The following is a 25,914-nucleotide window of genomic DNA, read 5'->3' on the forward strand; positions in this document are numbered from 1 at the left end:
AATCAGAAGTCTCATGCTTCACCGATTCTATTACAAACGTGGGTCCACCGGTTCAGACTCCAAAGCCAATGTTGCGAGCACACATTCATGCACTCTTTCCACAGGCTCCATGCGCACAAAACGCTCGATTCCCTCCATACCCAAGGCACTTTCCATCAGAGCGTGGCGCTCTTTTTTGGACGTTTTGCGTTTGCTGAGCCGGGACAAATTGTCCGGTGCGAGGTAATCCATACCATAAATGATGTGCAAATACGCACGACCTCGTACTTTAATCGCAGGTTGGAGCCCACACCTCTTGCAGTGCAAAACGGAAGATACGGTCCAGTTCTTCATATTGAATAATCTGTTCACTCTCCAGTTGACCGGCCAGTTGTTCAAAATGCGCAATCTTCTCTGCCAAAAAAGCCTGTATCGCGGGTAGCTGGGGTTCCAGGTCGAGTTCCTCGCCTGCCTTTTTCCGGCGTAGTAACTCATGAATCTCCATATACAGCGGTGTAGTCTCAGGTACAAGCTCTTGCACCAGCTCTTCGAAGGCCATCGGCGGCATCGCATCATAACGTTCGATCCAGCCACAGGCCAGCAGTGGGCGCAGCACATAGAAATACTTTTTGATCTTCACCTGCTCACCCTGCAGATAATCCCGGAAGTTTCCCTTCGCCATATTCAGATAATGGTACATACAGGACTTTGGCGAGAAGGTCAAAGGCGACAGTGCACGAATATGCTCTGCCACACTGTACGGTTCGTCATACTGAATCGGGGATTGCAGCCACTCCAGCAGTGGTGGATTCGACTTGCGAAACAGCTTCAAGGCTTTGCGCAAATCCCAACCATTCATATCGAGCTGATCACTGATTGGGCGTTCGATAACATCCCTTTTATCCTCAATCGACAAGTACCATTCCAGCGGTCTCACATACAGAAAACGAACATCATAATCGCTGTCCTGTGAAGGAAATCCCCATGCCCGGCTGCCCGATTCACAGGCATAAATGATCCGTACCTGCTCCTCCTCTTCAATCTGCTTCAGCTGCTGTCTAATCGTATCTCTCATTTCTTCATGAACATGAGTCATCTCTGTGGCCTCCACATTTCCAATTTAAATCTCTATCTCTCTCACCCGGTTCGCAAGTGTATCATATCCCGTTATAGTCTCAGCAATATACGTCAGTACCGTTTCACTCCATCCATAGATATAAAAGGTTTTGCCATCCCGTGGCGGTACCATTGCCTGCTGATAAGGTGCAATATCCACAATAAATGCCTTCAGGTCCGGATTCATCATCCGTCGATAACGTTCAAGCTCAACATATAACGGACTGCCTTCATTCTGCTGTTCATCGGTGATCATAATGATCTGATCCACTTTTTCTCCGATATCCCGAAGCTCTCGTACAGGCCGTCCCGTGTCGGTTCCACCTTGTGCGCGAATCCGGTGAGCTTGGGAAAGGATGCTTTCATCCATCTTGGGACGAGCATCTTCAACCATATGGTCGAATAACCAGAACAACGAGTTGCCTCGTGTTTGTTTATATAGCGCCAGTGCCAGCACCGAACCAATCCGCAAATAATCCCCTTGCATGGAACCGGAGCGATCCAGGAAAATGGCGGTTCTTCCCGGCAGCGATGGCAGGTTGCCAATCGATAGCTCCACCGCTTCCCGCAAAGCATAGCGCAGCTCTTCTCTTGCGATCATTTCATACGCACTGGCGAATCGGAAAGGTAAGATGCGCGACTTGCGCAGGGCTTCTGCATCCGTTAGACGGCCCGTTACGTAATCGATATTTTTCGACTTCTCAAACACTCCCGCCCGATCCATTGCATTCAGATGACGTAACAATGCGAAGGTCGGCATCTGGGACATCAACGCCTCCCATACCGTACGTGTCGGCTGCATGATTGATGTGACCACCGAATACGGCAGTTTGCCTTTTTCAATCAGATGCATCCGACTTGCCGGGTTTGGGGTAGCCTTCAGCTTTTCCAGCGCCTGCAACTGCGGCAGGTCCGTAAGATCCACCTCATGTCCTCGCAAATAACGGAACAAGGCTTGTTGCTTCATATCTGTCGGCTTGGGGTGTGCTGTAGCGATCATATCGCCCAGACTGTATCCTCGCCCTCGCCCGTTGTATTTGATTGCCCAATACTCAGTGATGCCGTTCAAAAATTGACTCACCTGGCGCTTCACCGCTCGACCGCCCTGTCCCCGACCCGTTCCTCTTAGAATCGTCAGAAAATCGGCCAAGTCAGCCGGTGTCTGTACAACCTTGGAGAATACCTTCGCAAACTGATCCGGGTCCACCTTAGACAGCAGTGCCAGCCCGTATAGAGGCTGTAACCGCATCAAACCTTCATTACGAGCATAGACCAGCGCCCGCGCCATAAACCCTGCATCGACCTCAGCCATCTCCTGATGACTGACCATCGCATCATCCATCAGTTGCTGTGTATCTGCATAAAACGTATTGTTCAATGTATTGGTCATCAACATCTGTATATATTGTTCCTCCACCAATCGCTCATAGGCTCCGTAGCCCCCATGATTACGTGTCGTTGGCTGAGGTTGATTAAATAATTGTTTTGCTCTGCTCATCCCTCATGACCTCCCGGTGTGAGTCTATTTACTGATATTCCATAATAAAATGTTCCGAGGAAAAAGGTGGGAAGGTATAATACCCGCTCTACCGCTGAGCTACACCGCCATGAACGGCGGCGATTGGATTCGAACCAACGACCTGGTCGATTAACAGTCGAAGTAACCCTCCCTGGCGCCTCGGAACCTTGATCCGCAGAGCTTGTTGCTGCCTCGCTTCACAACCTTATTATGCCTCACACATTTGCACGCGAACATGGCGAAAGTATGGCGACCTCCATAAGTTTAAAATGAAACCAGCCCCTCATCCTGATACAATGTAGGGATATAGTAAATGGGAAGATCACGAATGTTTCTATATATCGCAGAATTGTTCTGCCAACATAGTCATCCACTATATCCGCCTGACTCCAGGCCACCAAGGAGTGAATATTCATGGCTAAAGAAAGCTTTGACAAAGAAATTCAATTTCTGCGCATGTTGTCCCTGACAAGTGGTGCGTACAACCGTAAACAGTATGCCGAACGACTCGGCATCTCCGTACATACTTTTGATAAAACCCAACGCAGATTAAAAGAAATCATGCAGACCGTCGCTGACCAACGCTCAGGTTCGGAACCAAACAAAGAAATGGCGGACCTTGTTCGCTTCCAGTACGGAGAATCTGCTGAGCCTATGCTGCTCTTCCTCTTTCGCGCCAAGTCGATGAAAGAGACCGAAATTCAGCGTCTTTCTGTCCTTTTGCATACCCTGCAAGATCAAGCTTTAACCGCAATGGAATTACTGGATGCCTGCTGCGCTGAACTTCCAGAGGAACTGGCGCTGCCTGACGAAAAGACCATTCGCTCCGATCTGAAGTATCTGGAAGAAGTGGGGGTGATCCGCAAGGAACCTGGCGGCAGGCCATATCGTTACCTTTTGCAGCAGGACGTACTTACGGGTCTAACCGTGGAAGAACAGCTGGAGCTGTATGATTTTGTGGATATTATGGCGAACACCCAGGTCCCGTCCGTGCAGGGATATTTATTGCGCGACAGTCTCAAAAAAGCCATTGCCGCAAGCTATCCGCAGGAAGAAGCCACCGAACCATTTATCTATAAATACCACTATTATTCACGCATTCTGGACGAAGCACATCTGTACACTCTGCTTAGTGCGATCCGCCAACGAAAACATGTGCAGTTTCTGTATTATTCACCGAAAAAACCGTCCAGCTACAGTTCGCAGAATACGAATCCACGCTTTGAACGGGAAGCAGGCGGACGATCCAACCGGATCGTACCGCTTGAAGTGGTCTATGACCATCAGTATGGTCGCTGGTATGTCATTGGATATCAGGGACGCCGTGGCTTTGTGAAATTCCGGATGGAAGGCATTACACAGCTGGAGGAACAGGATTCGATTGAAGAACAATATATGCTCGAATTGAAGCAACAGTGGGCCGAGATTAGCAATTACAGCTGGCTGGTGGATACAGGGAATACCGTGACGGTTCAAGCACGATTCTTCCATCCTCAGGACGGCCAGCGTAACTTCATTCTGGATCGGGTTCGTTTGCAAGGCCAATGGGGAACGATTACGCCCGAAACGGAACATACCTTTCTGTATGAAATCCAGGTCAACGGGATCACCGAGATTAAGCCATGGCTTCGGAGTTTTGGCTCAAGCTGTGAGGTGATCGCTCCACAGAGGCTGCGTCAGGAGATGATTAAGGAATGGAAGGAGATTGCGCAATATTATGAATCTGTTCGAGAAGATGTTCAACTACCAGATGATGACGAGATTGAATGAAACCGGACTGTTCACCTGGACTTCCCAGGAACGAGCCTGGCTGCGCATGATGCTGAATCACCCTGCCGCACCAGAAGCGCTGCATCCTGATACGTTGCACAAAATGCATGACATGCTGGATGCAGAGCAGGATCTGGACCTTCAGGATTACCTGACCGAAAAAGCCAAAAGTGAAGAGAACAGTGTCTTTCATCCGCTGCTCAAACCATTACGGCAGATGATTTTGCATCATCAGGGGTTTCGCTTGACAGGGCGTGTACGCAATGGACGAATCAGTCAGGATCAGTTTGGATACCCCTACAAGCTCGAATATTCCATGGTCAAAAAAGAATGGTACGTACTCTGGTATGCTCCACTCTACAACAAACTGATGTCCACCAAGCTGCACAGCATCATTACCGCGGAAGCTCAGCCGCTTCAACCGGAAACTGCTTCTCAATATGCTGCCAAAATCGCGATTTTAACGGAAAACCGGAAGACGACCGTAATGATCGAAGTGCTGCCGGAGTTCAATCAGGAGTTGTCGCGAATTCTGTATGCCTTTTCCTGCTTCGAGAAGCAGGTGGAATTTGTGGAAGCCCAACAGACGTACCGCATTGAACTGACCATCCCGCGGAATGAGATGGATTATGTGCTGTCCAAAATGCGTTTTTTGGGCAAAAGAGTACGGATTGCAGACAATGCTGCGCTTCGAGAGCGAATGTCCGAGACAGCCGCCAAAGTATTGGCACGCTATGCGGAAACCGAGCTTGAAGCAATGCCTGAACGGACTTCTGGAGGAGTACGGAGCCACCCCATTGAAAAGCCTTTCGCCAATGCAGACGGCAGTGATTCTGCATAGCTCTTGTTAGTTGTGATTCGTTAAACGTCCAACTTATGCATAGGGGGACAAATAGCGTGTGTTCGTTTCATTAGAATAATATAATACAAAAAGGGCTGTCCCCCGTTATACTAACGACCTAAGGGACAGCCTCTTTGTTCATATGTTTTCTCTACGCACCACTACCGGCAGCCGAGTTCCTTCTTTTATTAGTCGCATGCACACCCATCACAACCGCTATCAATTCATACGTATCCAGATGTTCTGATTGGTTGTCTAACACAAATGCGCCTGAACCGAACCAGCCACTTGTACGCCTGAAGCTTGCCACAACTTTACCGCCCATCCCGGTGATATCATATTCATATGAAAACGCCGGAGCGGAGACATCATACACACCACGCGGTCCTGCATCGTACTCATACTTCTTACTGAGGAAACTGATTCTCGCCCGTAAGACACCCCATTCCCTTCCATCGGCTGAGGTCACATCCCAACGGTTACTTAACATGCGGAATTTACCATTACAAATGAGTCCCAAGTTATCGAATACATCAAGCGATGAACCAAAGGCACTTTTCAAATCGAGATGACCTGCCTGTTCCTGTTCACGGTTCATAATCTCGGTGTACCCTGCATTAAAGAAATTATCTCTGAAATAGAGTTCCATGGAATTCCTCCCTTACAAGAAATAAACCTTCTTCCATATTGTAAAACGACATATATCCCTATTTACGTATAAGAACTGGGAATTGCTTCAAATAAAAAAATCTGCCAGCTAAATTGCAGCTGACAGAATCTTATCTTAAACTTCAACTTTTTTATTATTCAGATACACAGCAACACCAACCAAAATCACAGCCACGATGATTTCAAAAATAATACTGGCCCATGTTCCATCTGACCATGTAATCCGATTGGACGTAAAGGAGAGCGCTGTGCTTTCTTCAGTGAAATGAAATAATTCGTTCGAATTAAAACGACCCGAGAAGATGATATTCTCCAGCCAGCTAATGACATTGACTAGTACGAAAAATGCGACAATACTGATCCACGGTCCTGTTTTAAAGCGGAAGCTGCCTCCGATAGAAATGGAGAGGAAGATGATTATGATGCTGAACATAGCCACCCACCAGAGAAACAGCAACACATTAAGAATCTCCGAAACATGAATACCCGAATCGTTAATGTAGCTGGTAAAGTTAATCCCTGTATGCGTTGTACTGTAAATAAAGTAGTGAATGGCAGCAACAACCATTAAGCCCAACCAGCAGAGTGTTCCGAATATGATCGGAGACAAGACGTGAGACAGCCCTGTTACCGGCACAAGACGACGGTTGAACGAACGGATATTGGATCGGTATGTCTTGATCATTTTCACATAAATGGCCACACCTGCTCCGACATATGCAATGACACCTATAACACTCCCTGTTACTTCAGAAAAAAACAATGCCAGCCCAATTTGAACGATAATCAATACGGCTAACCCAGCCAAAAGCGTATTCCAATTCCTTCTAAAGTCATACTTCAGCAATGTCATCATTCCGCATAGACCTCCTTGAACATCTCATCCACACTTTTACCGTACTTGAGACGCAGTGTCTCCACTTCTTCCCGCATCACCAATTCACCTTCACGAATGAAGATCACTTCATCAAAAATTCGTTCAATATCCGTTACGAGATGTGTAGAGATGATCAGACTGCTGTCTTCGTCATAGAACTTCACAATCGCATCCAGAATTTTGCCACGTGCAACCGGGTCTACCCCGCCAATCGGTTCATCGAGCAGATAAAGACGAGCTTTACGGGAAAGAGCCAGTGTTAATTGCAGTCGTTCATTCATGCCTTTCGACAGATGTCTTACCTTATCTCCCTCTCCAAGCTTCATGAAATCAAGCATCTCTCTCGCTTTCTCTTGATCAAAATCAGCGTAGAAATCGCGGTAATACGCAATCGCGTCCCGTACCTTCATCCAACTCTCGGTTAATGGGCGGTCCGGCATAAAGGATACCAGCGACTTCGTTTCCAAACCTACCGCTTTTCCCGTAACACGAACATCTCCACTGCTGGGGTGCAGAAGCCCTGCAACCAGCTTCATCAACGTACTTTTACCGCTGCCGTTACTGCCCAGCAGACCTACAATTCGGCCTGGTGCGATATCAAGCGTGATGTCATGAAGTGCTTTCTTGCCGCCATACGTTTTGCTCACATGGTTCAGCTCAAGAATATTACTCATTCCCTGTTCCTCCTCTTCCATCACGATGCAGTGATTGCTTTCCCTCTGCAACGGCATCCGCCACGATATTTACGATATCCTGTTCTTCGATGCCCAGTTCCTGCATTCCTGTCAGAAAACGCTCCAGCAATTCACCAGCCATCTCTTTTTTGATCGTCATAATTTTCGACTCCTCACTTGTCACGTATCGACCCAGACCTCGCTTGGTTTCAACCACTTCTTCCCGCTCCAACTCCTGAAATGTTCGCTGCACTGTATTGGGATTGATCTGTAATTCGGCCGCGAGCTCACGAACCGAAGGAATTTTATCGCCTGCCTTAAGTGTTCCGGTCACAATCTGTCTTTTGATGTACTGCATAATCTGCAGGTAGATTGGCAAGTTGTTGTCAAATTCGATGCTCACAATGTCCTCGCTCCTCTCTGTATCTGTGTGTTAGTTACATAGTACACTAGTGATTTGTTGTTGTAAAGCCCATTTATTTAAAATGGCCTCAAATGCAAAAAAAAGAACAGATCCTCAGATCTGCTCTTATTACTCTTGATTCTTTCAACTTCGTTCATTGTATGATGTAATCGGTCTGACAAGAAGTTTTCTATACGATATCCAAAGGCACTTTGCCCTTAGGTGCAGGGAATGCCTCATTCAACCGAACAATTTCATCTTGGGTCAAAATAACATCCATCGCCGCAGCATTTTCCGCAACATGATTCAGCTGTACGGCTTTCGGGATGGCCATTATGTCTCCATCCCTGATAACCCAGGATAACGCAATTTGCGAAGGACTGACTCCTCGATCCTTGGCAATCTCACGGATGACTGAATGCTCCAACAATTCTTTACGAAGCCTGCCACCTTGGGCCAGCGGACAATAGGCCATAACAGGAATACGGCGTTCCCTCAACCAGGGAAGAAGCTCGTATTCAATACCACGAGAAGCTGCATGATACAGCACCTGATTCACTGCACAATGCTGACCAGCTGGAATGTTCCATAGCTCCTGCATGTCCTCTGTATCCAGATTCGAAACACCCCAGCGCAGAATCTTGCCTGATTGTTTCAGCTGTTCCAGAGCTTCAACCGTCTCTTCCAACGGCACACCTCCACGCCAGTGCAGCAGGTACAGATCCAAGCGATCTGTACCCAGACGCGAAAGGCTGCGCTCACAAGCGGTAATCATCTGCTTCCGATCCGCATGATGAGGATACACCTTGGATACCAGAAATACATCATCGCGACAGTCTTTTGTAGCCTCACCAGTGACCTCTTCCGCCCCGCCTTCAGCATACATCTCAGCCGTATCTATTACTGTCATTCCACGTTCAATACCGTGACGCAGTGCCTGAACTTCTTCTCTCCGACTGGATTGTTTCTCACCCATGTACCATGTTCCCTGTCCGATTGCAGGCAGTGTTGTCCCATCGGGCAGTTGGATCGTACGCGTTTGATTTCCTTGTTGCATCTGTACTCCTCCAATCTGAGAATACTCTTCTTCCTATCTATTGATTATTAAACAGATCAAAGCTACTCCCTTCACTCGCCCTTTCATTCGATCGCTTCCAACGCTCCACCATCATGATATACAACTGATCCAGTGGTAACGTGAGGCTGTTCTGGGCAATGCTTACCGTAGCATCGACCATGCTGCTATTTACCGTCATTATTTTGCGCTTCATCCCATTCTGACGATCAAGAAACGCTCTCTCGTCCCACAATTTAACCCCAATCATCTTCTGTCCCATGAATTCATACATAAAAATATTCTCAACATCTTTCCAGGCAATTAACCCTCCTGATGTGTAAGAAGATGAATCTACAAACCCATGTTCATCGACAACAAAGGAAGGTTCCTTCTTAATCATCTTCACCAGGCTGTAGCAGAGACAAAGCCCAAAAAATATAATGGAGAACAAGCCTATAACGGAAGAAATGGCAGATCCCTTGGCTGAAGAACCATCAAACATCAAAAAAAATCCGGCTGCTACAAAAAGTGCCGCCCCCACTGTAAGCCATGCCATTCGCTTCCGGCTCGGGTATTCCACGTGCTGTTGATCATAGGATGTGGACAAAGTGATGCTCCTCCTTCATGGTGACTGAGACAAGAATGATCTATATAAACGGGGTACAGCTCATTAAATGAGCTGTATTACCAAATATACCTAAATAGCATTGTTCATTAAACAGATTCAACTGACATTAAACATCATTTTCAGACAGCATTTCGTCTATTTCATGACTATTCAACATTAGGATTCGTCATGCTTCCAATAATTCCTTTCGGGCACAGGTGATATTGTTAAGAAATAGGAGTACGTTCGTTCAGAATCGAGTTGTCCTGCCTCATGCTTTCCGTTAATATAAATGGAAAGGTTAGGAAATTAAAACAATTTGATCGTGGTGGGAGGACAAACAATGAATAGTCTGCGCGGCATAACATCGGAAGATCTTTTTCAGATTACATGGGTTAATGATCCAACTCCGTCTCCTCAGGGCGGACAACTGGTATATGTAAGTCGGAAAACAAACGAAGCACGAGACGGTTATTCTTCTCACCTGAGACTCCTTAACCTGGAGAACCAGAAGGACAGAGCTTTCACATCCGGAGATAAGGATCACGCTCCTGCTTGGTCGCCGGATGGTTCACAGCTTGCTTTTTTACGAGAACATGAAGGCAAAACACAAGTGTGGCTGATCGCCTCAGATGGTGGAGAAGCACAGCAAGTCAGCCATTTAAAGCATGGCGTTAGCTCCCTGCTCTGGTCACCGGATGGGCTCACTTTGCTTGTTAAATCATCTGTGGACATGAGTGAAAAAGACGAAGATGAAACTGAAGACATAGATAAAAAACTGCTGCAAGAACTTGTCGTGGATCGAATTCGAATGAAATCTGACAGCGGTGGATTGTGGAACGGTCGACGAACCCATCTCTTCCGTGTTCCAACTGAAGGCGGAGAAGCGATCCCTGTAACTACAGGCCATTATGACGTCGGGGACTATGCGTGGTCGCCGGATGGAGAGTCCATTGCCTGGATCGCTCAGTTTCCGGAAGAAGGCGAGCAGCATAACGATTACACCCTGACAAACCATGTGTATCGTGCCAAGGCTGACGGATCTGACGTGCAGCAGTTGACTCCGGAAGGATACTCTTTCGGCCGGCTGTCGTACGCACCTGATGGACAATCCCTTGCACTGCTTGCCAGCGACCGTTCCTATGGAAATGCTACGTTGGTCAAGCTCTATACCCTTCCGGTCTCAGGCGGCCAACCCGTATGTCTGAGTAAGGATTGGGATGTACAGATCAATCATAGCCTCGTTGGTGATATGCGCTCACACTTAACTAATACGGGTCCGGTATTCAGTCGTGATGGTTCATCCATTCTCTGTCTTGCTACTATTGAAGGTAGCGTCCGGATTGCCCGATTCGCACGAGATGGCAGTCATGCCGAATACATCTTGCCGGACGAGAAAGAGTTCTATCAGTTTGCTGAGCTGGAAAATGGACAGATTGTGGCAGGCGTAGCAGACGTACTTCGTCCTGGTGATCTCTTTCTATATACTCAACCTGATGAAGTTGGGGCCGTGCCTATACAATTGACCCATAGCAATCCTCAACTGGATGAAGAAATCCAACTTAGCACACCCGAGACCTTCTGGTTCGATTCCTCTGATGGCCTGCGACTGCAAGGCTGGATGCTGAAACCGGCTGGTATGGTGGAAGGAGTCAAAGTCCCAACCATCCTTGAAATTCACGGCGGTCCACATATGATGTATGGCTTTACGTTTATGCATGAGTTCCAAATCCTCGCAGCACAGGGCTATGCTGTTGTATATATTAATCCAAGAGGTGGGCTCGGATACGGGCAGCAATTCGTGAATGCCTGCCGGGGTGACTATGGCGGCGGGGATTATCGTGATCTGATGGAAGCCATGGATTATGCGTTGTCCCGATATTCGTTTATCGACGAGTCCCGTCTGGGCGTCACTGGCGGCAGCTATGGTGGCTTTATGACTAACTGGATTGTTGGACATACTGATCGTTTCAAGGCAGCCGTCACTCAGCGCTCCATCTCTAACTGGCTCTCGTTCTACGGAGTCAGTGATATTGGATTCTTTTTCACGGAAGACCAGATTGGCGGTAATGCATGGGATGACACCGAGAAGTTATGGAAACACTCCCCGCTTGCATATGTGGGTAATGTCAGCACGCCGCTGCTGATTTTGCATGGTGAGCAGGATCTGCGTTGTCCGATTGAACAGGCTGAACAACTGTATGTTGCCTTGAAGCGGCGCAAACAGACCACTCGGTTCGTTCGTTTCCCGGGAGCCAATCACGAGCTGTCCCGTGGAGGTCACCCGCACTTAAGGGTACGTCGTCTGGAGCATATTGCCGGATGGTTTAACGAGCACTTGTAACGCCATAATAAGATCACATTTATGAAATAAAAAATAAATATTCTTCCTCCTGCTCTTCATGTCTGCCTGAGCGAGAAGAATCCAGGATCAGCAAAAAAACCACCAGTAGAATCGGTCATATCCTGACCTTCTCTGGTGGTTTTTACTGTTTGGACGTTTGGAAATAGGACAGTTACTGCGTTCTACGTTACTATCCCAAGTTTATTTTTATCAAAGCATGGCTACGAGTACTTGTTGTCACGATTTCTTATTCATCTTCCCATACAACAGTTATTTCATTAACATCCTTGTCGGTTGTGGAAGTGGACCCAGTAATGGATACGGCAAATTTCCCTTCTTTACGGGCAATAACGTTGAATCCTTCACCCTGTACGTCTTGGCTGTATTGAGTGAGGTTTTTGTTCTGGTAATAACCTTTGTAGGAAGTGCCTACCGTCAGCAGCGTTTCTTTTGTTGTATATGTAAAGACGATTTTGTTCTTGCCGCCGTCTACACTAGACTCTATCAGGCTAATTATCTTGGCATCCGTTGGTAAAGGTAAATCAGCTGGTAAATATTTGGCCTTCACAATTTCAGCCTGATTGTTTTTATCTGTTGATGTTGAAGTTGAGCCGCTGTTGCTTGTGGAACTGGACCCACTGGAGGAACTTGTAGAACCGATGCTTATTTTATTAGTTTTCGAATCATACGTGACTTCCGTGTTCAACGTATCTGCAATGGAACGAACTGGGAGATACGTACTGCCTTGATATGTAATAGGAATGAGCTTCTTGCCCTGATCACCTGTTGGTGTGAACTTCTGTCCGTTCACTTCAATGCCTAACCCATGGTTCAAATAAGCCTTAATGGTTTCCAATTGCGTTCCTGCATATACCCCTGCTGATCCCGTTAACACCATGCCTAAGACACCAGCGGTTAACATCCACCTTTTATTTTTCATCCGAAATACCTCCTGATTGTTTTATTACCGAAAATATATGTACGGTTGCTGCTTCGTTGTTAAACCAAAGGTTGGAATCATAATACCATCTGGTGAGAGCTTGTACATGATTTAAGAGGAAAACAGGACCAGCGGCGCACAAAATTAGTCGTTTCATTATTTTGTTTTACGCACGCTCGAATCATTGTTATTACATGAATATATTCCTGGATGCAGCTCTATACAAAATGGAATCCATCTGACGGTTACAAGTTGCGAAAACACCAAATTTATTAGATAATAATCTGTCGATTGTAGTCGAAGGAACGGATTTCAAGGGGGATTTAAGCAATGAGCAAGAACAATAATCATACATTTGACGAGCCGATTAATCGGCTCTCCACGGGATCAGAGAAATGGGATGCGCTTGAGGAGATTTTTGGTGTTGCAGATGCACTCCCCATGTGGGTTGCCGATATGGATTTCGCCGCTCCGCCGTCGGTCATTCAAGCGTTGAAGACTCGAATGGAACATGGAATTTTTGGCTATACGGTGCGAACAGATGCGTATCACGCAGCGCTATCGGGATGGATGGAGCGACGTCACAACTGGAGCATTAACGATGAATGGGTTGTATTCACCCCAGGTATTGTGCCTGCACTCAGCATTGCTGTACAACGGTTCACCAAACCGGGAGATGCAGTAGTAATTCAGACTCCGGTATATGCACCCTTCTATGATGTGGTACGTGGTCAAGACAGAGAACTGATGACCAATCCGTTGGTGGAGAACGATGGACATTACTCCATGGATTTGGAGCATCTGGAATCCTGCCTGAAGACGGGTCGGGTCAAAATGTTAATTCTGTGCAGTCCTCACAACCCGGTTGGACGGGTATGGACTCATGAAGAACTTCAAAGCCTTGCTGCACTCTGCGTGCAATATAATGTAATTATCGTTTCGGATGAGATTCATGCCGATCTGGTACACCAACGCGGTGCACATACACCGCTGGCCCTTATTTCTGAAGCTGTCGCTGAACTCAGCATCATCTGTACAGCACCAAGCAAAACGTTCAACATACCCGGTCTCTGCACCTCGAATATCATCATTCCAAACGCCAAGCTACGGGAATCATTCATGCAGGGCGTGAAAACGATGGGACTTGCCAACATCTCCACGTTGGGAGCAGTTGCAGCCGAAGCGGCCTACAACGGTGCCGAAGAATGGCTGGATGACTGTCTTGCCTATATCCGCGGAAATATGGATTACGTGCAGGAGTATGTCGCAGAGCATATGCCGCAAATCGGAATCCGGCTTCCGGAAGCAACTTACCTACTGTGGATGGATTTCCGGAAGCTGAATATTCCGCATGCACAGCTGTGTACGATGCTGCTTAAGGAAGCGGGACTCGCCTTTAATGATGGAAGTATCTTCGGAGCAGAAGGCATAGGATTCATGCGCATGAATGTAGCCTGCCCACGTTCAACAGTGGAAGAAGCGATGCGCAGATTGTCTGTGCTGGTGGGCAGACTGTCGAACAAATAAGTTGAGATACTTTTAAAGGAAATTAAAGACGCTAACGAATCGGGCATATAAGGTGTCTACGATTCGTTCCAACACCGAAAGTGTAGAATTCCGTCTAATAGCGTGCGCTAGTTTCGTTAAAGCATTGGTTTCTTTAAAATTGCAAAAAGGGGCTGTCCCCGTAGTCATATCCATGATTAACGTTCATGATGGACTACTCGGACACCCCTTTTATATTGGAAAACGGTTTATACCCGTAAGCTATGAAATTGGCATCTGCACAATCCGATCACATAACCTGTCCAGCAACTCCCAATCATGGCTGATGATCAACAGTCCCAGGTTACGCTGACGCGCGATATTCATCACGGTATGCCAGATCTGTGCCTGTGTGATCGCATCCAGCATGGTGGTCATCTCATCAGCGATCACGTAACGAGTTGCTGTGCCGAGTGCACGTGCAACGCAGAATCGTTGCAATTCTCCGCCTGACAACTCACCGGGCCTTCGATCCAGCCAATTCATCTGGATACCCAAGTCATCGAGCAGCTCCTGATCCTCGATCATGGCTTCCTTCAAGACACGGCGCATGCGCCAGCGTGGATTCACCGCTTTCTCCGGATGCTGGAATACAAGTTGGACCGGACAGGCTCCGGTTAGCGGAAGCGACTTCCCATCCAGCAGCACTTGACCTACCATCGGTTCCATATAACCTGCAAGGATTCGTCCAAGACTTGTTTTGCCACAGCCACTGGGACCCCACAAACCAACGACTTCTCCCTGCTGTACTTCCATACTTATATTCTGAAATACCCAAGCGTCTTTACCATAACGATACCCTGCATTTCTAGCTTCAAGTGGCATGAACGCACCTCACTTCCCCACCACGAACTTTGCGCAGCTCAGGACGTTCGTTCGTGCAAGCCATGGTCGCTCCAATGCAGCGTGGTGCAAATGAGCATCCTTCTACCTGCTGCCGACCTGCTGCAGGCTGGGTACCAGACAGATTTTGAAAATCATTTTGCGGCAATGCATTCCAGAGCGCCTTCGTGTATGGATGTCTTAATCTTTCGCCCTTTCCCGTAAAATCACAAACCTGCGCCGTCTCCACATTGGAGCCTGCGTAAAATACGGATATGCGGTCTGCTGCCGTCAAAGCAGTCGTAATATCATGGGTAATCCAAAGGATGCCGACGCCTTCATTGGCCAGTTGACGAAAATGCTTCATCGTTTCAGCCAGCACTTCGGGATGAATGCCAGGTGTTGGCTCATCTGCAATAATGAGTTTTGGAGCCCCGGAGGTGGCCGTGCCCATCAACCCCCGCCGAGCCATACCACCTGACAGCTCAAACGGATATTTGCCCGACGTGCCCTGTGGCAATCCATAACGTCCCGTCAGTTCCTGCTCTGCCTTTTGCATCGTGGATCGGAGCGTCGATCCGTGCTTACGCCCTGTCTTTTGGCTTACAGGTTGAACCTGCCTGCCCACCTTCAACAACGGATCCAAATAACTGACCGATTGCGGAATGTACACCAGTTCATCTCCACGCAGATGAAGCTGCCGATCCATGGTCAGGGGCTCGCCTGCATAGCTAATCCGACCTTCTATCGTCGCATTGGCAGGAAGAATGCCCATGATCGCCTGCGCCAGCACACTTTTGCCAGATCCACTTGCCCCTACAACGGCGACAATCTCCCCTTCATTGACAGACAGATTCAGATCCTGAATAACATGGTTCTCCTCGTGCCCAAACCATCCCCGAGCACGCCGGAACGAAACCGACACTCCCTCTACTTCAAGAAGAGCCATGTTTACACCACCTCCCTTGAACTGCCGGTTCCCGTTAATGTCTTCAGACTACCGCCCAACACATCAAACGCACGAACAACCAACAACAATGCGAGACCTGGGAAAAAAGCCAACCACCACATCCCTGCGGATAAATATCTCATCGACTCCGATAAAATAATACCGATCGCTGGCTGCTGCGGTGACAGCCCCAGCCCTAGAAACGTAATCGCTGCCTCATGCAGAATGGCATGAGGGAAGATCAGCAGCACTCCCACGAATAACTGCGGGATCAGATGGGGCAGCATGTGCTGCACCGCAATACGCCTTCGCGAATGACCCAATCTGCGTGAGATGTGAATATACTCTGCTGATCTCAGCTGAATCATCTCTGCCCGTACAATGCGGGCCAGATTCGGCCAATGGGTCAGGGCAATGGCTAACGCCACCCCAGGCAAACCTCCACCGAACACAAAGGCCAGCATTACCAGCGATACCAGGTGAGGAACACTCAGGAAGAGGTCAATGATCCATGAAATGACCCGGTCCGCAGCTTTCCCTGAAGCAGCAGCAAGACCCAGCAATAGCGCGATAAGTCCGCCGCCACAAGCCGCGAGTAACCCCACCTGAATGCTCGTTGCCAATCCTTTCAATGTGCGCATGAACATATCTCGTCCCAGCCAATCCGTACCGAAAGGATGCGCCCAAGCCGGAGCCAGATTCCGATCCATCAAGGAGGTCAGCGTCGATTCAGCGGGCAGCAGTCTGCCTGTCAGCCACACGGTTGCAATCCATGTCACACCCAGGCCACCCCAGATTATCGCCCATTTGCGCGGATTACGGAAACGAGAATTACTGCCACCTGAATAACCTTTCCCACCATGAGTACGTGGATGTACTGACCTCCAATTTCTCTTGTTCCCCGCCTCACTTTCGGGAGAGATAACTTTCGGATGCTGTGCAGTCTGAGCCGCAGGCCGGGAGGGACGTTCCAATGTCTGTTTCATCCTATAGCCTCCTCCTTCATGCGCGGATCAATGATACGGTACAGAATATCGGCCAGCATATTGCCTGTAAACACAAAGATCGCACTGCACAACACAAGTCCAAGCAGCAGCGGCACATCACCGCGCAATCCAGCCTGGACTGTTGCTTGCCCCAATCCGGGATAGGAAAACACTTGCTCCGCGAGCACAGCTCCACCGAACAATTCACTAAATGAAGCAAATTGCAGCGTCAAAGCTGGCAGTACCACATGCCTGAACCCATGACGACGAAACAGTTGAACACCTCGCTCACCTCGTGCCCTCGCAAAAAGAATATAATCGGAGTCCAGCACATCCACGAGCTTCTGCCGGGTATGTAAGGCAATAGCGGCTACGCCCGTCAGACTCAACGTCAGCGCAGGCAGAATCATGTGCATAGCCCGATCTCCCCATGTCACTTGATCTGCTACCATGCCCGCAGGTACACCAAGTCCGATTGGCAGCCAGCCAAGCCATACACCGAATACCATGAGCAGTAACAGCGCAATCCAGAATACCGGTGTGGAAGCCAGTGTGTAACAGTACCAACAGATCAGACGATCCAGCCGCGAATCCCGCCTCATAGCAGCAGCGACACCCAGACCGAATCCAATCAGACCGGATAACACCCATGCCACCGCCATAAGAGCGACAGAATTCATGAATCGTTCCTGGATGATGTCCGCAACCGGCTGTCTATAGATCATCGATGTTCCCAGATCCCCCTGAACTAGTGCCTGCCCCCAAGAAAACAGCCGTTCTACGGGTGAATCATTGAGTCCCCAACGTTCTTCAATAAGACTGCGTTGTTCTGCGCTCACCCTGATCATATCTCCACCTATGTAAGCCTCCACCGGGTCCACTGGAGAGAACTGCATTAATATAAAAGACACCACACTGACTCCTGCCAGCAAAGATAACAGCCGCAGCATTTTAAATCCGACAAATCTGGCCCATCCCATCCTGTCCTCCATCCAATCTCTCCCCAATTCAGGCTAAAGCTACCGCAGCGTTTCTATTTCAATTCTTCCTCCCAGGACCATTCTTCCAGGTTGGATGTCACAGGCCACCCATGACCATGTGGATGGATCTGCTGTTCACCGATATTTAAACCATTCTTCACCAGATACAGATGGTCAATGTTCACCAGCCATGCCCATGGCGCATCGCCTTGGTAACTAAATCCTGTCGATCCATCCCACTCCGCTTTCTGCCAGAAGGGCAGTGCTTCTTCTTCCGTTGTCGCTTGGAGAGCTTGTTGCATCCAGTTGTCCACAGTTGGGTTACTGTACAATCCAGTGTTGTAGTAACCTTCCCCTTTATGGGTACTACTGTAGAGGTTGTATGTCTCAAGCGAATCATGACTTCCCCACCCAAATAATACGGCATTAGTATAGGCCAGCTTTTTCGTCTCTTCCCTGCTCTTTCCCTCTACATTGACCTTGATCCCTGCCTGGGCCACCATATCCGCAGCAGCCAGCGCTAAAGATTGTCTCGTTAGATCCCCTGCAAAATAAATCAGATTGAACTCGGCCTTTATGCCGTTCTTTTCTACAATTCCATCACCATCTGTATCCACCCAGCCGCCATCAGCCAGAATCTGCTTCGCTTCATCGAGATTCCCATCTGCAAAAACAGAATCCGGATTGCTCCACGGCAGGTCGTCGCTGACCGAGTAGGCTGGACGACCTTGCCCCTCCAGTACCCCCTCCACCAATGCAGTGCGATCAATCGCGACATTTACCGCTTTTCGAATGGAGATATCGGAAGTAACATCATTGCCTGCCGGCAGGCCGTCACCAGACTTAGCTCCTGCGGGTTGCATCGGGAACATGATGCCCCGGTTATCGACTGTTTTCACTGATTCCAGCTTCATGCCGCTTACCTGTTGCTTGCTGAATGCCGCCGGGATAGCCGCAATATCGACTGTTCCGGCTTGCGCCGCTGCAAAGGCTGCATCCTCATCCAGATAGAGGAACGTCAGTTTATGGAATGTGGACTTTTTCCCGTAATATTGTTCGTTAGCCTCGACGATCGCCTGCTGACCCTTATCCCACTGCACCAGCTTGTATGGACCAGACCCAACCGGATGCTCGGCATAATCAGGACCATAGGCGTGCTCAGGCACAATACCGAGTGTAGTCAGAAGACTGATAAACGTGGACTGCGGCGACTTCAATGTAAAGACGACAGTTGTTGTATCCGGTGCTTCCACATCAGCCATATTGGTAAGATCAATGACCGAACCACTCTTGGCAGCCGTTTCAAATGTAAACCTGACATCTTCGGCCGTCAGTGGCTCACCATCGGAGAACTTTACATCATCCCGCAGTGTGACGGTCCAAGTCAGCCCATCTTCACTGACGGAATGATCTGTCGCCAGATCATTGACCAGTTGGAGTTTGGCATCCCTTTTCAGCAAAGTGCTCTGAAAGAGCGGCGAACCGTACTGTCCCCAACCCGTAGTGGGATCAAATCCACCTTCCGGTTCCGTGCCAACGGCCAGCACCAATTCTTCTTTGGGAAGAGAAGTCGCCGCCTGATGGACGCTCTCTGTTGAGGATGTCCCCTGTGTACATCCCGACAGCCCAACTGTGCATATCAGTAAAATGCCTACTCCCGCTCTAACTGATCGTTTCCCCCATGAAAATCCACGCATTTACGTTGTTCCCCCCTCTAATTTTTACGATTCAATCCAATTCCGTGTTACTTTTTTTGAAAATTGTAGCACAAAATAGATTTATTGTGTCAACAAACTTAACTTCAAAATCCATTTATTTTCATTTATAGGGAATTTAAATGAGATTAACAGAGGTATAAATAGACGACACCCTGATTGGAGTCAGGTATTATAACAACACAAAAAAACAACAGATTATCGGTATTGGACCAATAATCTGCTGTTCAAAATACGTGCTATGGACAAAGTGGGCTAAAGCCAATGAATCGGTTATTGAATTTTTAAAAGTTAATCCGTTGAGGAATCAGGATGATGGTGATGATTATTAATTTTGGCTGTGATCATGATTGTGAGGACTGTGGTGGCTTGCCATTTTGTTGAGCTCATCCACATACGTTACGGACAGCTCTGCATACAGTACTCCTTTTTGAACCTGGATCTGCTGATGCAGATGACGCAATCGTCCTAGGTTGCCCCGTACCGCAATGACCTCCAGACACTGATCATGGTTCAGGTGCACATGCATATTGGAGATGATGTCATGGTGCGCCTCGTGCTGCAGCTCCATTAATCGAATAGGAAGATCACTGATATGGTGGTCATACACCATCACAATGGTTCCAGCTACATCCTGCTCGGAATGCAATGCAGAGGGCTCCAGCAATGTTTTACGGACCAAATCACGAAAAGCTTCCGAACGGTTCTTGTATCCCTGCTCTTCGATATAGCTGTCAAACTGTTCGATCAGAGGCGTGGGAAATGCCACACCGAACCGGGTCAAATCTTCTTTGTCTGCCATTCATATCCTCCTGCCGCCTCATTTGCTTCGAGTGTACCACAGTCCTGTCTTCTCATCGACTATACTGTTGTTTCTCGGTAGTGGCAAAAAAGATAATGTATCTCGCTTTTATTTAGGTCTCTTGGTCAGTTCCTGTCTGACTTTGGCATAGATAGCACTTACCTTCTGTTCCAGTGTATAGATATGTTGTTTGGAGCCTGCCCATTTCTCTGCTGCTGCGGATAAGGAGTTCAATGAGCTTAATACGCGTGATGACTGGCCTAGTTTTGCACTCTGTTTGAATTGCTGTAACGCGTTTGAATATCGCTCTTTCGATAGGCTCGCCTGTTTTTTGCCCGTTTGAATCTGCTTCTTCACCGGATCAGCTCCAGCCAGTAAAGTACGCAACCGTTTCACTTCTGTGCTCTTTCGTTTGCGGGCTTCGGCAAGCTCCTTTTTCTTGAAACGAATGTCTTCTCGGGCAAGCTGAACAACTGGTTTCAACGTATCCGCTTGGGTGCGAATAGCCGCACTCCATTCCTTGTTTTTGATCGCTTTGGCAGCATCGAGCTGCCTATTCACTGAACTGTACAAAGCAAACAAAGACTCATACCGTGCCTCGGTTTGTTTTACCTTTTCGATTAAACCAGCGATCTTTGCATCATCGATTTGCCTTATACTCACACGTAATTGTTCCAGCTCCTTGGTATTGGCGGCATGAATGGTTTTTGTCTTTTGTTCCCAAGCTTGTTCCTGCGTCGTCCAGTTGCCAACGTTCTCGTACGCTCGTTGCAGGGACAACTTGGTTTGCGAATCAGCCTTGCTCAGCACGGTTTCCCACGCCTTCTGGGCTGTTACGCCGAGCTCAGGGCCTGCCGCTTCAGCAGCGGAGGAATAATACATCACACTCATACTGAATATGATGATGAGTCCCAGGCTCATACGGGTCCAAACGTTAGCGTGAAGGTTTGGGCGTAACCCGTATCGGTTGCTCAGGTTGCTCATGAAACTATGATTCTTCATGCTCCTCATAAGTGATTGATTCATAATCTTTTGGTTGTCATTGCCCTCATTTAAAAGGCTTTGCCTGGCTTGCACTGAACTTGAACAATGGCCCCCCCGATGACTTGCATTGTCCTCCAAAATTCCAGTTTGCATTCTCTTCTGCTCCCTTCCATGTGAATTGATAGTTAGAACCTGCTGGCGTATCTGTGCGGTGATTCAATTACGATCCCTGATATACAAACTGGCAAAAAACAAAAAAAGCACCCGCAAGTCAGGCGTATTGCCTGCTCTTACGGGTGCTTCCCTCATAAGCCGTTCCATATGGGATTCGCCGAAATGGTCATCATCTCGAATCGAATCATTACCTTTTTCTAATATATTCCATACTTGTATTCTGGTCAAGTCAGATCGAGAAATCAGCATATTTACCGGGAGAACCCTTCCCGCTTGCAGATTAACTTACTGTCCGGCCAGGATGGCTTTCATTTCTTCCGTCAGGTCCTCTTCCGTCAGTATCATGTACACATTCTCACCACGAATGAAATTAAGCTTGATATGGTAGACCGTATCCTTCTCTGTCCGATATCCGGCTCGTTGACGTTGAAGCAGATCGCTTATTATTTTTTTGTTTTTAGTTGCGATCTGTTTGTTACCGCTTGAATTCCCGTCTATATAATCCGAATCAGAGTAAACCCACTTCGCCTTACCCGGACTATCAATCTCCTGCTTCACAAATTGTGCCGAAGCGACTTCGTCTGCCGGGACTTGAAGCTGGTCGTATAAGTTGTTCTCTTCCAACCATGCCAGTACTCGCTTATAACTCGGTTTAATATCAAAATTCCACATCTCTTTCGGCTGATAAGGATCGGAAGATGTTGAACTCTGATTCAATTCCGCGTAGGCAAAGGACTGCCAAAGGGAGCGCTGTTCTTCGTAGGTCTGATCCAAGATGTCCTGTTTCATCAATTCTTTGAACTCACGAACTTGTTTGGGATTGCTAATGTATACCTTACGATACGGACTCAGACTTGAGCGCAGTCCAATACTCAGCGCATCCTCATCCAATTTGAACGTATCATACGCAACCCTTTTGTAATCTATTGTCTGTTTTACAGCCATCAATTCCTTGTGGAATTCGGTTTCGGGGATATTATATCTGCGCTTCATCACCCTGCCGTTCTCCAGTTTGTAGTTGATATATACATTCTCATCATAATCATCGTCCGGATTAACTGGATCTCTCAAAGGCAGATCGGTATCGACAATTTTTTGATGGAGAGCGATGATTGCTTCCATATATTCCGGATCATTCGAATAGAATGGACTATCATCCACCTTCACATTAATACCATTGCTATAAATGTAACGATCTCCGCCAAGCTTAATACTGTTGACCTTGCTTATATCAGGCACCCGGGCAGCATATCCGTTCCAATCAGCGACGGGTACATACAAGATCAATCCAGCCACGATACCGTATAGAACCAATTTCGGAACCAATCTGCTGGTCCAAATGAGCCAGGTTTTGCGGATAATCATCTCTGCTCCAATATAGCCCACAATTCCACCAAGGACGTAACCACATACGTCCCACCCTACAGAAGCTCTGGGTGCAATCGAGGTGAAATAAGCCCCACCTATCAGAACCAGTGTAAACATAAATCCAAAACGGAATATCGGTTTTACAATACGGAACGTGACTGCCTGAGTGGCGGACTCCACTTGTCTTCTAGCATAAATTACATATGCCAAAGGGATGAACAAAATGGCTAGAACCGAATAAATGATAAGTTCCAAACGAATTACAGGAGCACTGCTGATGGAACCCATACGCAGGACAAGTGAGAGTTTCTCTGCATTAAAGCCCACGTCTTCATAAACATACCCCAGAAGATAGTGGTGCAGATGCAGTGAGAAAACAAACCAGATAACGACCGGTAACATCAGGATGCCGTATACGGTGAGTCCCTGTAATACGGACTGTCCGATACACATGCCTACCACCACGGTCAGCATGAACATAAACAGCGAGTAGATGCTCATACTGAGGCCCCACATCCAGATTGAACTACCACCGAAAGTAAAAGCTGGATGATCCAGTACTGCCCACACCCAACCGGTTATTGCTGCGGTAATCCAGACCGGAACCAAAATCACGACGAACCCCGTCAACAAATTAACGGTTAACAGATGCTTGCGGCGCAGCGGCAAACTGTGGAACAGATCCGAAGGTGCACCAGATTGCATATAACGGAATAAAAATATACCCGCAGCTACCGGGAACGTAATGGCAAACAGAATTTGCACTTCCCCATTCGCCTGGAACAAGCTGGTAATCCGCTGTGGTACTTCCCGGTATTCTGTACCGATATAGAGCGGCAGCGAAAACAACAACGTGAGCAGATACAAAATGCCAATCCATCCATGCTGCCTGAAATTTTGGAACAGGATGCCCCGGTTACAGAACAATCGGTTGAATATCATATCCTGCATCCTCCATTTCATAGATAAATATTTCTTCCAGCGTCAGCGGCAGCACATCCAGCAGATAGGGATCAAATGCACGGAACCGTTCCGTCACAGCCTCGCGATTGCCTTTCACAATAAACAGGGATACACTTCCACGCTGCTCTTCATGCAAAATATTCACCTGTTCGTCCATAGCCTTGGCATGATCAGGATGGCGGAAAGCGACCTGAATTTTATGTGTATCAGCCTTCAGATCATCCAGATCTTTCTCTACGATAATCCGCCCTTTGTGCATGATGGCAACATGATCGCATAGGTCTTCAATCTCGCGCAAATTGTGAGACGAGATCAGAATCGTCACCTGACGCTCCGCTGCTTCCTGGAACAGCAGGTTCTTGATCTGCTGCCGCATGACCGGATCAAGCCCATCAATTGGCTCATCCATGAGCAGCACTTCAGGCATGCAGCTAAGTCCAAGCCATACGGCTGCCTGACGGCGCATGCCTTTGGACATGCGATGCAGTTTACGTTTCACATCCAGTTTAAATACACTGCCGAGCTGTACAAAACGCTCCTCATTCCAGCGCGGATATACCGAACGGTAGAAGGCAGCCATCTGATGGATGGACGATTGCGGGAAAAAGTATGGCGCATCCGCCATAAAAATGGTGCGTCCCTTGAGGTCCATATTTTCAAATACTTCTTGTCCCTCAATGCGAACCGTTCCGCTATCCTGACGATAGATGCCTGCCAGTATTTTGAGCAGCGACGTTTTTCCTGCCCCGTTGGAACCGAGTAAACCGTAGATCGATCCCTTATGTACTTGCATCGTGACGCCATCAACGGCTTTTTCCTGTTCAAATGCCTTAATGACCTGATTCAGCTCAATCATGTGGCTCCCCCTTCTCTATACGGGCCATCGCTTCCTCAAATAAAAGCGTCATATCGGCTTTGCTCAAACCGGAATATGAAGCTTCCGCAATCAGCTTCACCAGAGCGGCTCTGATTTCATCTCTCATGGCTGCATTCGGATGTTCCACGGACGATGATACGAAGCTCCCTTTTCCCTGCAATGAATAGATATAACCTTCACGTTCAAGTTCCCGGTACGCCTTCTGAATCGTATTCGGATTAACCGTAAGCTGCCCGGACAGTGTGCGAACGGAAGGCAGCTGCTCATCGGGTTGGAGAACACCGTACACGATCATTTCTTTGATTTTGTCTACTAGTTGCTCATAGATCGCCTTACGGCTGCGTACATCCAATTCGAACATCCCGCACCTCCTCTCTATAAAAGTTGTAATACCCTATTGATGAACGATGACTGTATATTGAAGTGTATATATCCAATCCTAAGGTGTATTAACTGTATTACTATTATTAGTACAGTTAATACAGATTGTCAACCATTTACTTTGACTTCTCGTATGATTCGCGTTAGGTTTATATATATGATTAAAGTGACATATAGGCAAATAAAAATAGATCACTCCCGTATTTAAAAGGCGTGATTTTGGGTTCAGTTTGGTTGGTTCGGGCGGGTTGCTACTGTTCGTTAAATCGCTTATCTCGCTAAATACGTTCAAAGCTTGTTCTGATCTTTCCCCTTCCGTTATGATGGAGAAGAACGTTGTGCTCATTTACTGGTTCACGTGCTCGCTTCGCTCGTTGTCAGTACAGTTTTCACTCCGTCTGGCCTATGCGTACATATTTTATAGATGGCTTTATAAAAACCTCATGAGGGAGAATTCGGGATGAATGAACAGAAACAGAATGATTCTATAGAACGTAATCGCCCAGAAACTGCAAGCTTGTCAAGTAGCTTTGAAACAAATTCGACATCCACAGCATCGACAAAGCGTGTAT

The 25,914-nt window shown here is 47.7% G+C and carries 23 protein-coding genes and 1 pseudogene; 4 read left to right on the top strand and 20 right to left on the bottom strand.

Annotated features, from left to right (window positions below):
- Positions 1-30: 30 nt before the first annotated feature.
- The 3 genes and pseudogenes from A6049_RS33795 to A6049_RS27680 all read right to left on the bottom strand — a co-directional run.
- Positions 31-285 (bottom strand): annotated as a pseudogene (locus A6049_RS33795) (polynucleotide kinase); the annotation flags it as partial.
- The gene (locus A6049_RS33800) at positions 269-1,075 is read right to left on the bottom strand and encodes a nucleotidyltransferase domain-containing protein (protein ID WP_063567679.1); all 807 of its coding nucleotides are present in this window, start codon (positions 1,073-1,075) and stop codon (positions 269-271) included. The gene A6049_RS33800 and the pseudogene A6049_RS33795, both read right to left, overlap by 17 nt.
- Before the next feature lie 24 nt (positions 1,076-1,099).
- Complete coding sequence (locus A6049_RS27680) at positions 1,100-2,593, bottom strand: TROVE domain-containing protein (protein WP_063567680.1); 1,494 nt, start codon at positions 2,591-2,593, stop codon at positions 1,100-1,102.
- A 435-nt stretch (positions 2,594-3,028) separates the two neighbouring features.
- Between A6049_RS27680 and A6049_RS27685 the strand changes: the two genes are divergently transcribed.
- Positions 3,029-4,384, top strand: a complete 1,356-nt coding sequence (locus A6049_RS27685; RefSeq protein ID WP_063567681.1) for a helix-turn-helix transcriptional regulator — start codon at positions 3,029-3,031, stop codon at positions 4,382-4,384.
- Complete coding sequence (locus A6049_RS27690; RefSeq protein WP_095206237.1) at positions 4,332-5,225, top strand: WYL domain-containing protein; 894 nt, start codon at positions 4,332-4,334, stop codon at positions 5,223-5,225. The genes A6049_RS27685 and A6049_RS27690 overlap by 53 nt, the downstream gene beginning before the upstream one ends.
- A gap of 151 nt (positions 5,226-5,376) precedes the next feature.
- Here A6049_RS27690 and A6049_RS27695 read toward each other — a convergent pair whose 3' ends face one another.
- From A6049_RS27695 to A6049_RS27720, 6 genes are all read right to left on the bottom strand, one after another.
- Positions 5,377-5,874, bottom strand: a complete 498-nt coding sequence (locus A6049_RS27695) for an LURP-one-related/scramblase family protein (protein ID WP_063567682.1) — start codon at positions 5,872-5,874, stop codon at positions 5,377-5,379.
- Between the two features lie 135 nt (positions 5,875-6,009).
- Positions 6,010-6,750, bottom strand: a complete 741-nt coding sequence (locus tag A6049_RS27700; RefSeq protein WP_063567683.1) for a hypothetical protein — start codon at positions 6,748-6,750, stop codon at positions 6,010-6,012.
- Positions 6,747-7,445: an ABC transporter ATP-binding protein gene (locus A6049_RS27705; protein WP_063567684.1), complete on the bottom strand. Its 699-nt coding sequence runs from the start codon at positions 7,443-7,445 to the stop codon at positions 6,747-6,749. The genes A6049_RS27700 and A6049_RS27705 overlap by 4 nt, the downstream gene beginning before the upstream one ends.
- Complete coding sequence (locus tag A6049_RS27710; protein ID WP_063567685.1) at positions 7,438-7,848, bottom strand: GntR family transcriptional regulator; 411 nt, start codon at positions 7,846-7,848, stop codon at positions 7,438-7,440. Before A6049_RS27710 ends, A6049_RS27705 begins: the two co-directional genes overlap by 8 nt.
- A 190-nt stretch (positions 7,849-8,038) precedes the next feature.
- Positions 8,039-8,905 carry an aldo/keto reductase gene (locus A6049_RS27715; RefSeq protein WP_063567686.1) on the bottom strand — a complete coding sequence of 289 codons (867 nt, stop codon included), beginning with the start codon at positions 8,903-8,905 and terminating at the stop codon, positions 8,039-8,041.
- 37 nt (positions 8,906-8,942) lie between these two features.
- Positions 8,943-9,512 (bottom strand): STM3941 family protein, encoded by a 570-nt coding sequence (locus tag A6049_RS27720; RefSeq protein WP_063567687.1) that lies wholly within the window; start codon positions 9,510-9,512, stop codon positions 8,943-8,945.
- A gap of 343 nt (positions 9,513-9,855) precedes the next feature.
- Here A6049_RS27720 and A6049_RS27725 point away from each other — a divergent pair, with 343 nt between their 5' ends.
- Positions 9,856-11,856 (top strand): S9 family peptidase, encoded by a 2,001-nt coding sequence (locus A6049_RS27725; protein WP_063567688.1) that lies wholly within the window; start codon positions 9,856-9,858, stop codon positions 11,854-11,856.
- Between the two features lie 247 nt (positions 11,857-12,103).
- Here A6049_RS27725 and A6049_RS27730 read toward each other — a convergent pair whose 3' ends face one another.
- Positions 12,104-12,796: a stalk domain-containing protein gene (locus A6049_RS27730; protein ID WP_063567689.1), complete on the bottom strand. Its 693-nt coding sequence runs from the start codon at positions 12,794-12,796 to the stop codon at positions 12,104-12,106.
- Between the two features lie 330 nt (positions 12,797-13,126).
- Here A6049_RS27730 and A6049_RS27735 point away from each other — a divergent pair, with 330 nt between their 5' ends.
- A complete protein-coding gene (locus A6049_RS27735) occupies positions 13,127-14,323 on the top strand; it encodes a MalY/PatB family protein (protein ID WP_063567690.1) in 1,197 nt (398 codons plus the stop codon).
- Between the two features lie 240 nt (positions 14,324-14,563).
- Here A6049_RS27735 and A6049_RS27740 read toward each other — a convergent pair whose 3' ends face one another.
- The 10 genes from A6049_RS27740 to A6049_RS27785 form a co-directional block, all read right to left on the bottom strand.
- Positions 14,564-15,166, bottom strand: a complete 603-nt coding sequence (locus A6049_RS27740; protein WP_063567691.1) for an ABC transporter ATP-binding protein — start codon at positions 15,164-15,166, stop codon at positions 14,564-14,566.
- Positions 15,156-16,112, bottom strand: a complete 957-nt coding sequence (locus A6049_RS27745; RefSeq protein WP_063567692.1) for an oligopeptide/dipeptide ABC transporter ATP-binding protein — start codon at positions 16,110-16,112, stop codon at positions 15,156-15,158. The genes A6049_RS27740 and A6049_RS27745 overlap by 11 nt, the downstream gene beginning before the upstream one ends.
- 2 nt (positions 16,113-16,114) lie before the next feature.
- Positions 16,115-17,098: an ABC transporter permease gene (locus A6049_RS27750; protein WP_063567693.1), complete on the bottom strand. Its 984-nt coding sequence runs from the start codon at positions 17,096-17,098 to the stop codon at positions 16,115-16,117.
- A complete protein-coding gene (locus A6049_RS27755) occupies positions 17,095-18,090 on the bottom strand; it encodes an ABC transporter permease (protein WP_063567694.1) in 996 nt (331 codons plus the stop codon). Before A6049_RS27755 ends, A6049_RS27750 begins: the two co-directional genes overlap by 4 nt.
- A 41-nt stretch (positions 18,091-18,131) precedes the next feature.
- The gene (locus tag A6049_RS27760) at positions 18,132-19,775 is read right to left on the bottom strand and encodes an ABC transporter substrate-binding protein (protein WP_063567695.1); all 1,644 of its coding nucleotides are present in this window, start codon (positions 19,773-19,775) and stop codon (positions 18,132-18,134) included.
- A gap of 346 nt (positions 19,776-20,121) precedes the next feature.
- Entirely contained in the window at positions 20,122-20,595 is a 474-nt protein-coding gene (nikR, locus tag A6049_RS27765) for a nickel-responsive transcriptional regulator NikR (protein ID WP_063567696.1), read from the bottom strand.
- Positions 20,596-20,703: 108 nt separating this feature from the next.
- Entirely contained in the window at positions 20,704-21,597 is an 894-nt protein-coding gene (locus A6049_RS27770; RefSeq protein WP_145921963.1) for a hypothetical protein, read from the bottom strand.
- Between the two features lie 441 nt (positions 21,598-22,038).
- Entirely contained in the window at positions 22,039-24,063 is a 2,025-nt protein-coding gene (locus A6049_RS27775) for a hypothetical protein (protein WP_063567698.1), read from the bottom strand.
- A complete protein-coding gene (locus A6049_RS27780) occupies positions 24,038-24,940 on the bottom strand; it encodes an ABC transporter ATP-binding protein (RefSeq protein WP_063567699.1) in 903 nt (300 codons plus the stop codon). Before A6049_RS27780 ends, A6049_RS27775 begins: the two co-directional genes overlap by 26 nt.
- The gene (locus A6049_RS27785) at positions 24,933-25,322 is read right to left on the bottom strand and encodes a GntR family transcriptional regulator (protein ID WP_053783970.1); all 390 of its coding nucleotides are present in this window, start codon (positions 25,320-25,322) and stop codon (positions 24,933-24,935) included. Before A6049_RS27785 ends, A6049_RS27780 begins: the two co-directional genes overlap by 8 nt.
- Positions 25,323-25,914 lie beyond the last annotated feature (592 nt).

The organism is Paenibacillus sp. O199 (genome assembly GCF_001636635.1).
Lineage (GTDB): Bacteria > Bacillota > Bacilli > Paenibacillales > Paenibacillaceae > Paenibacillus > Paenibacillus marchantiae.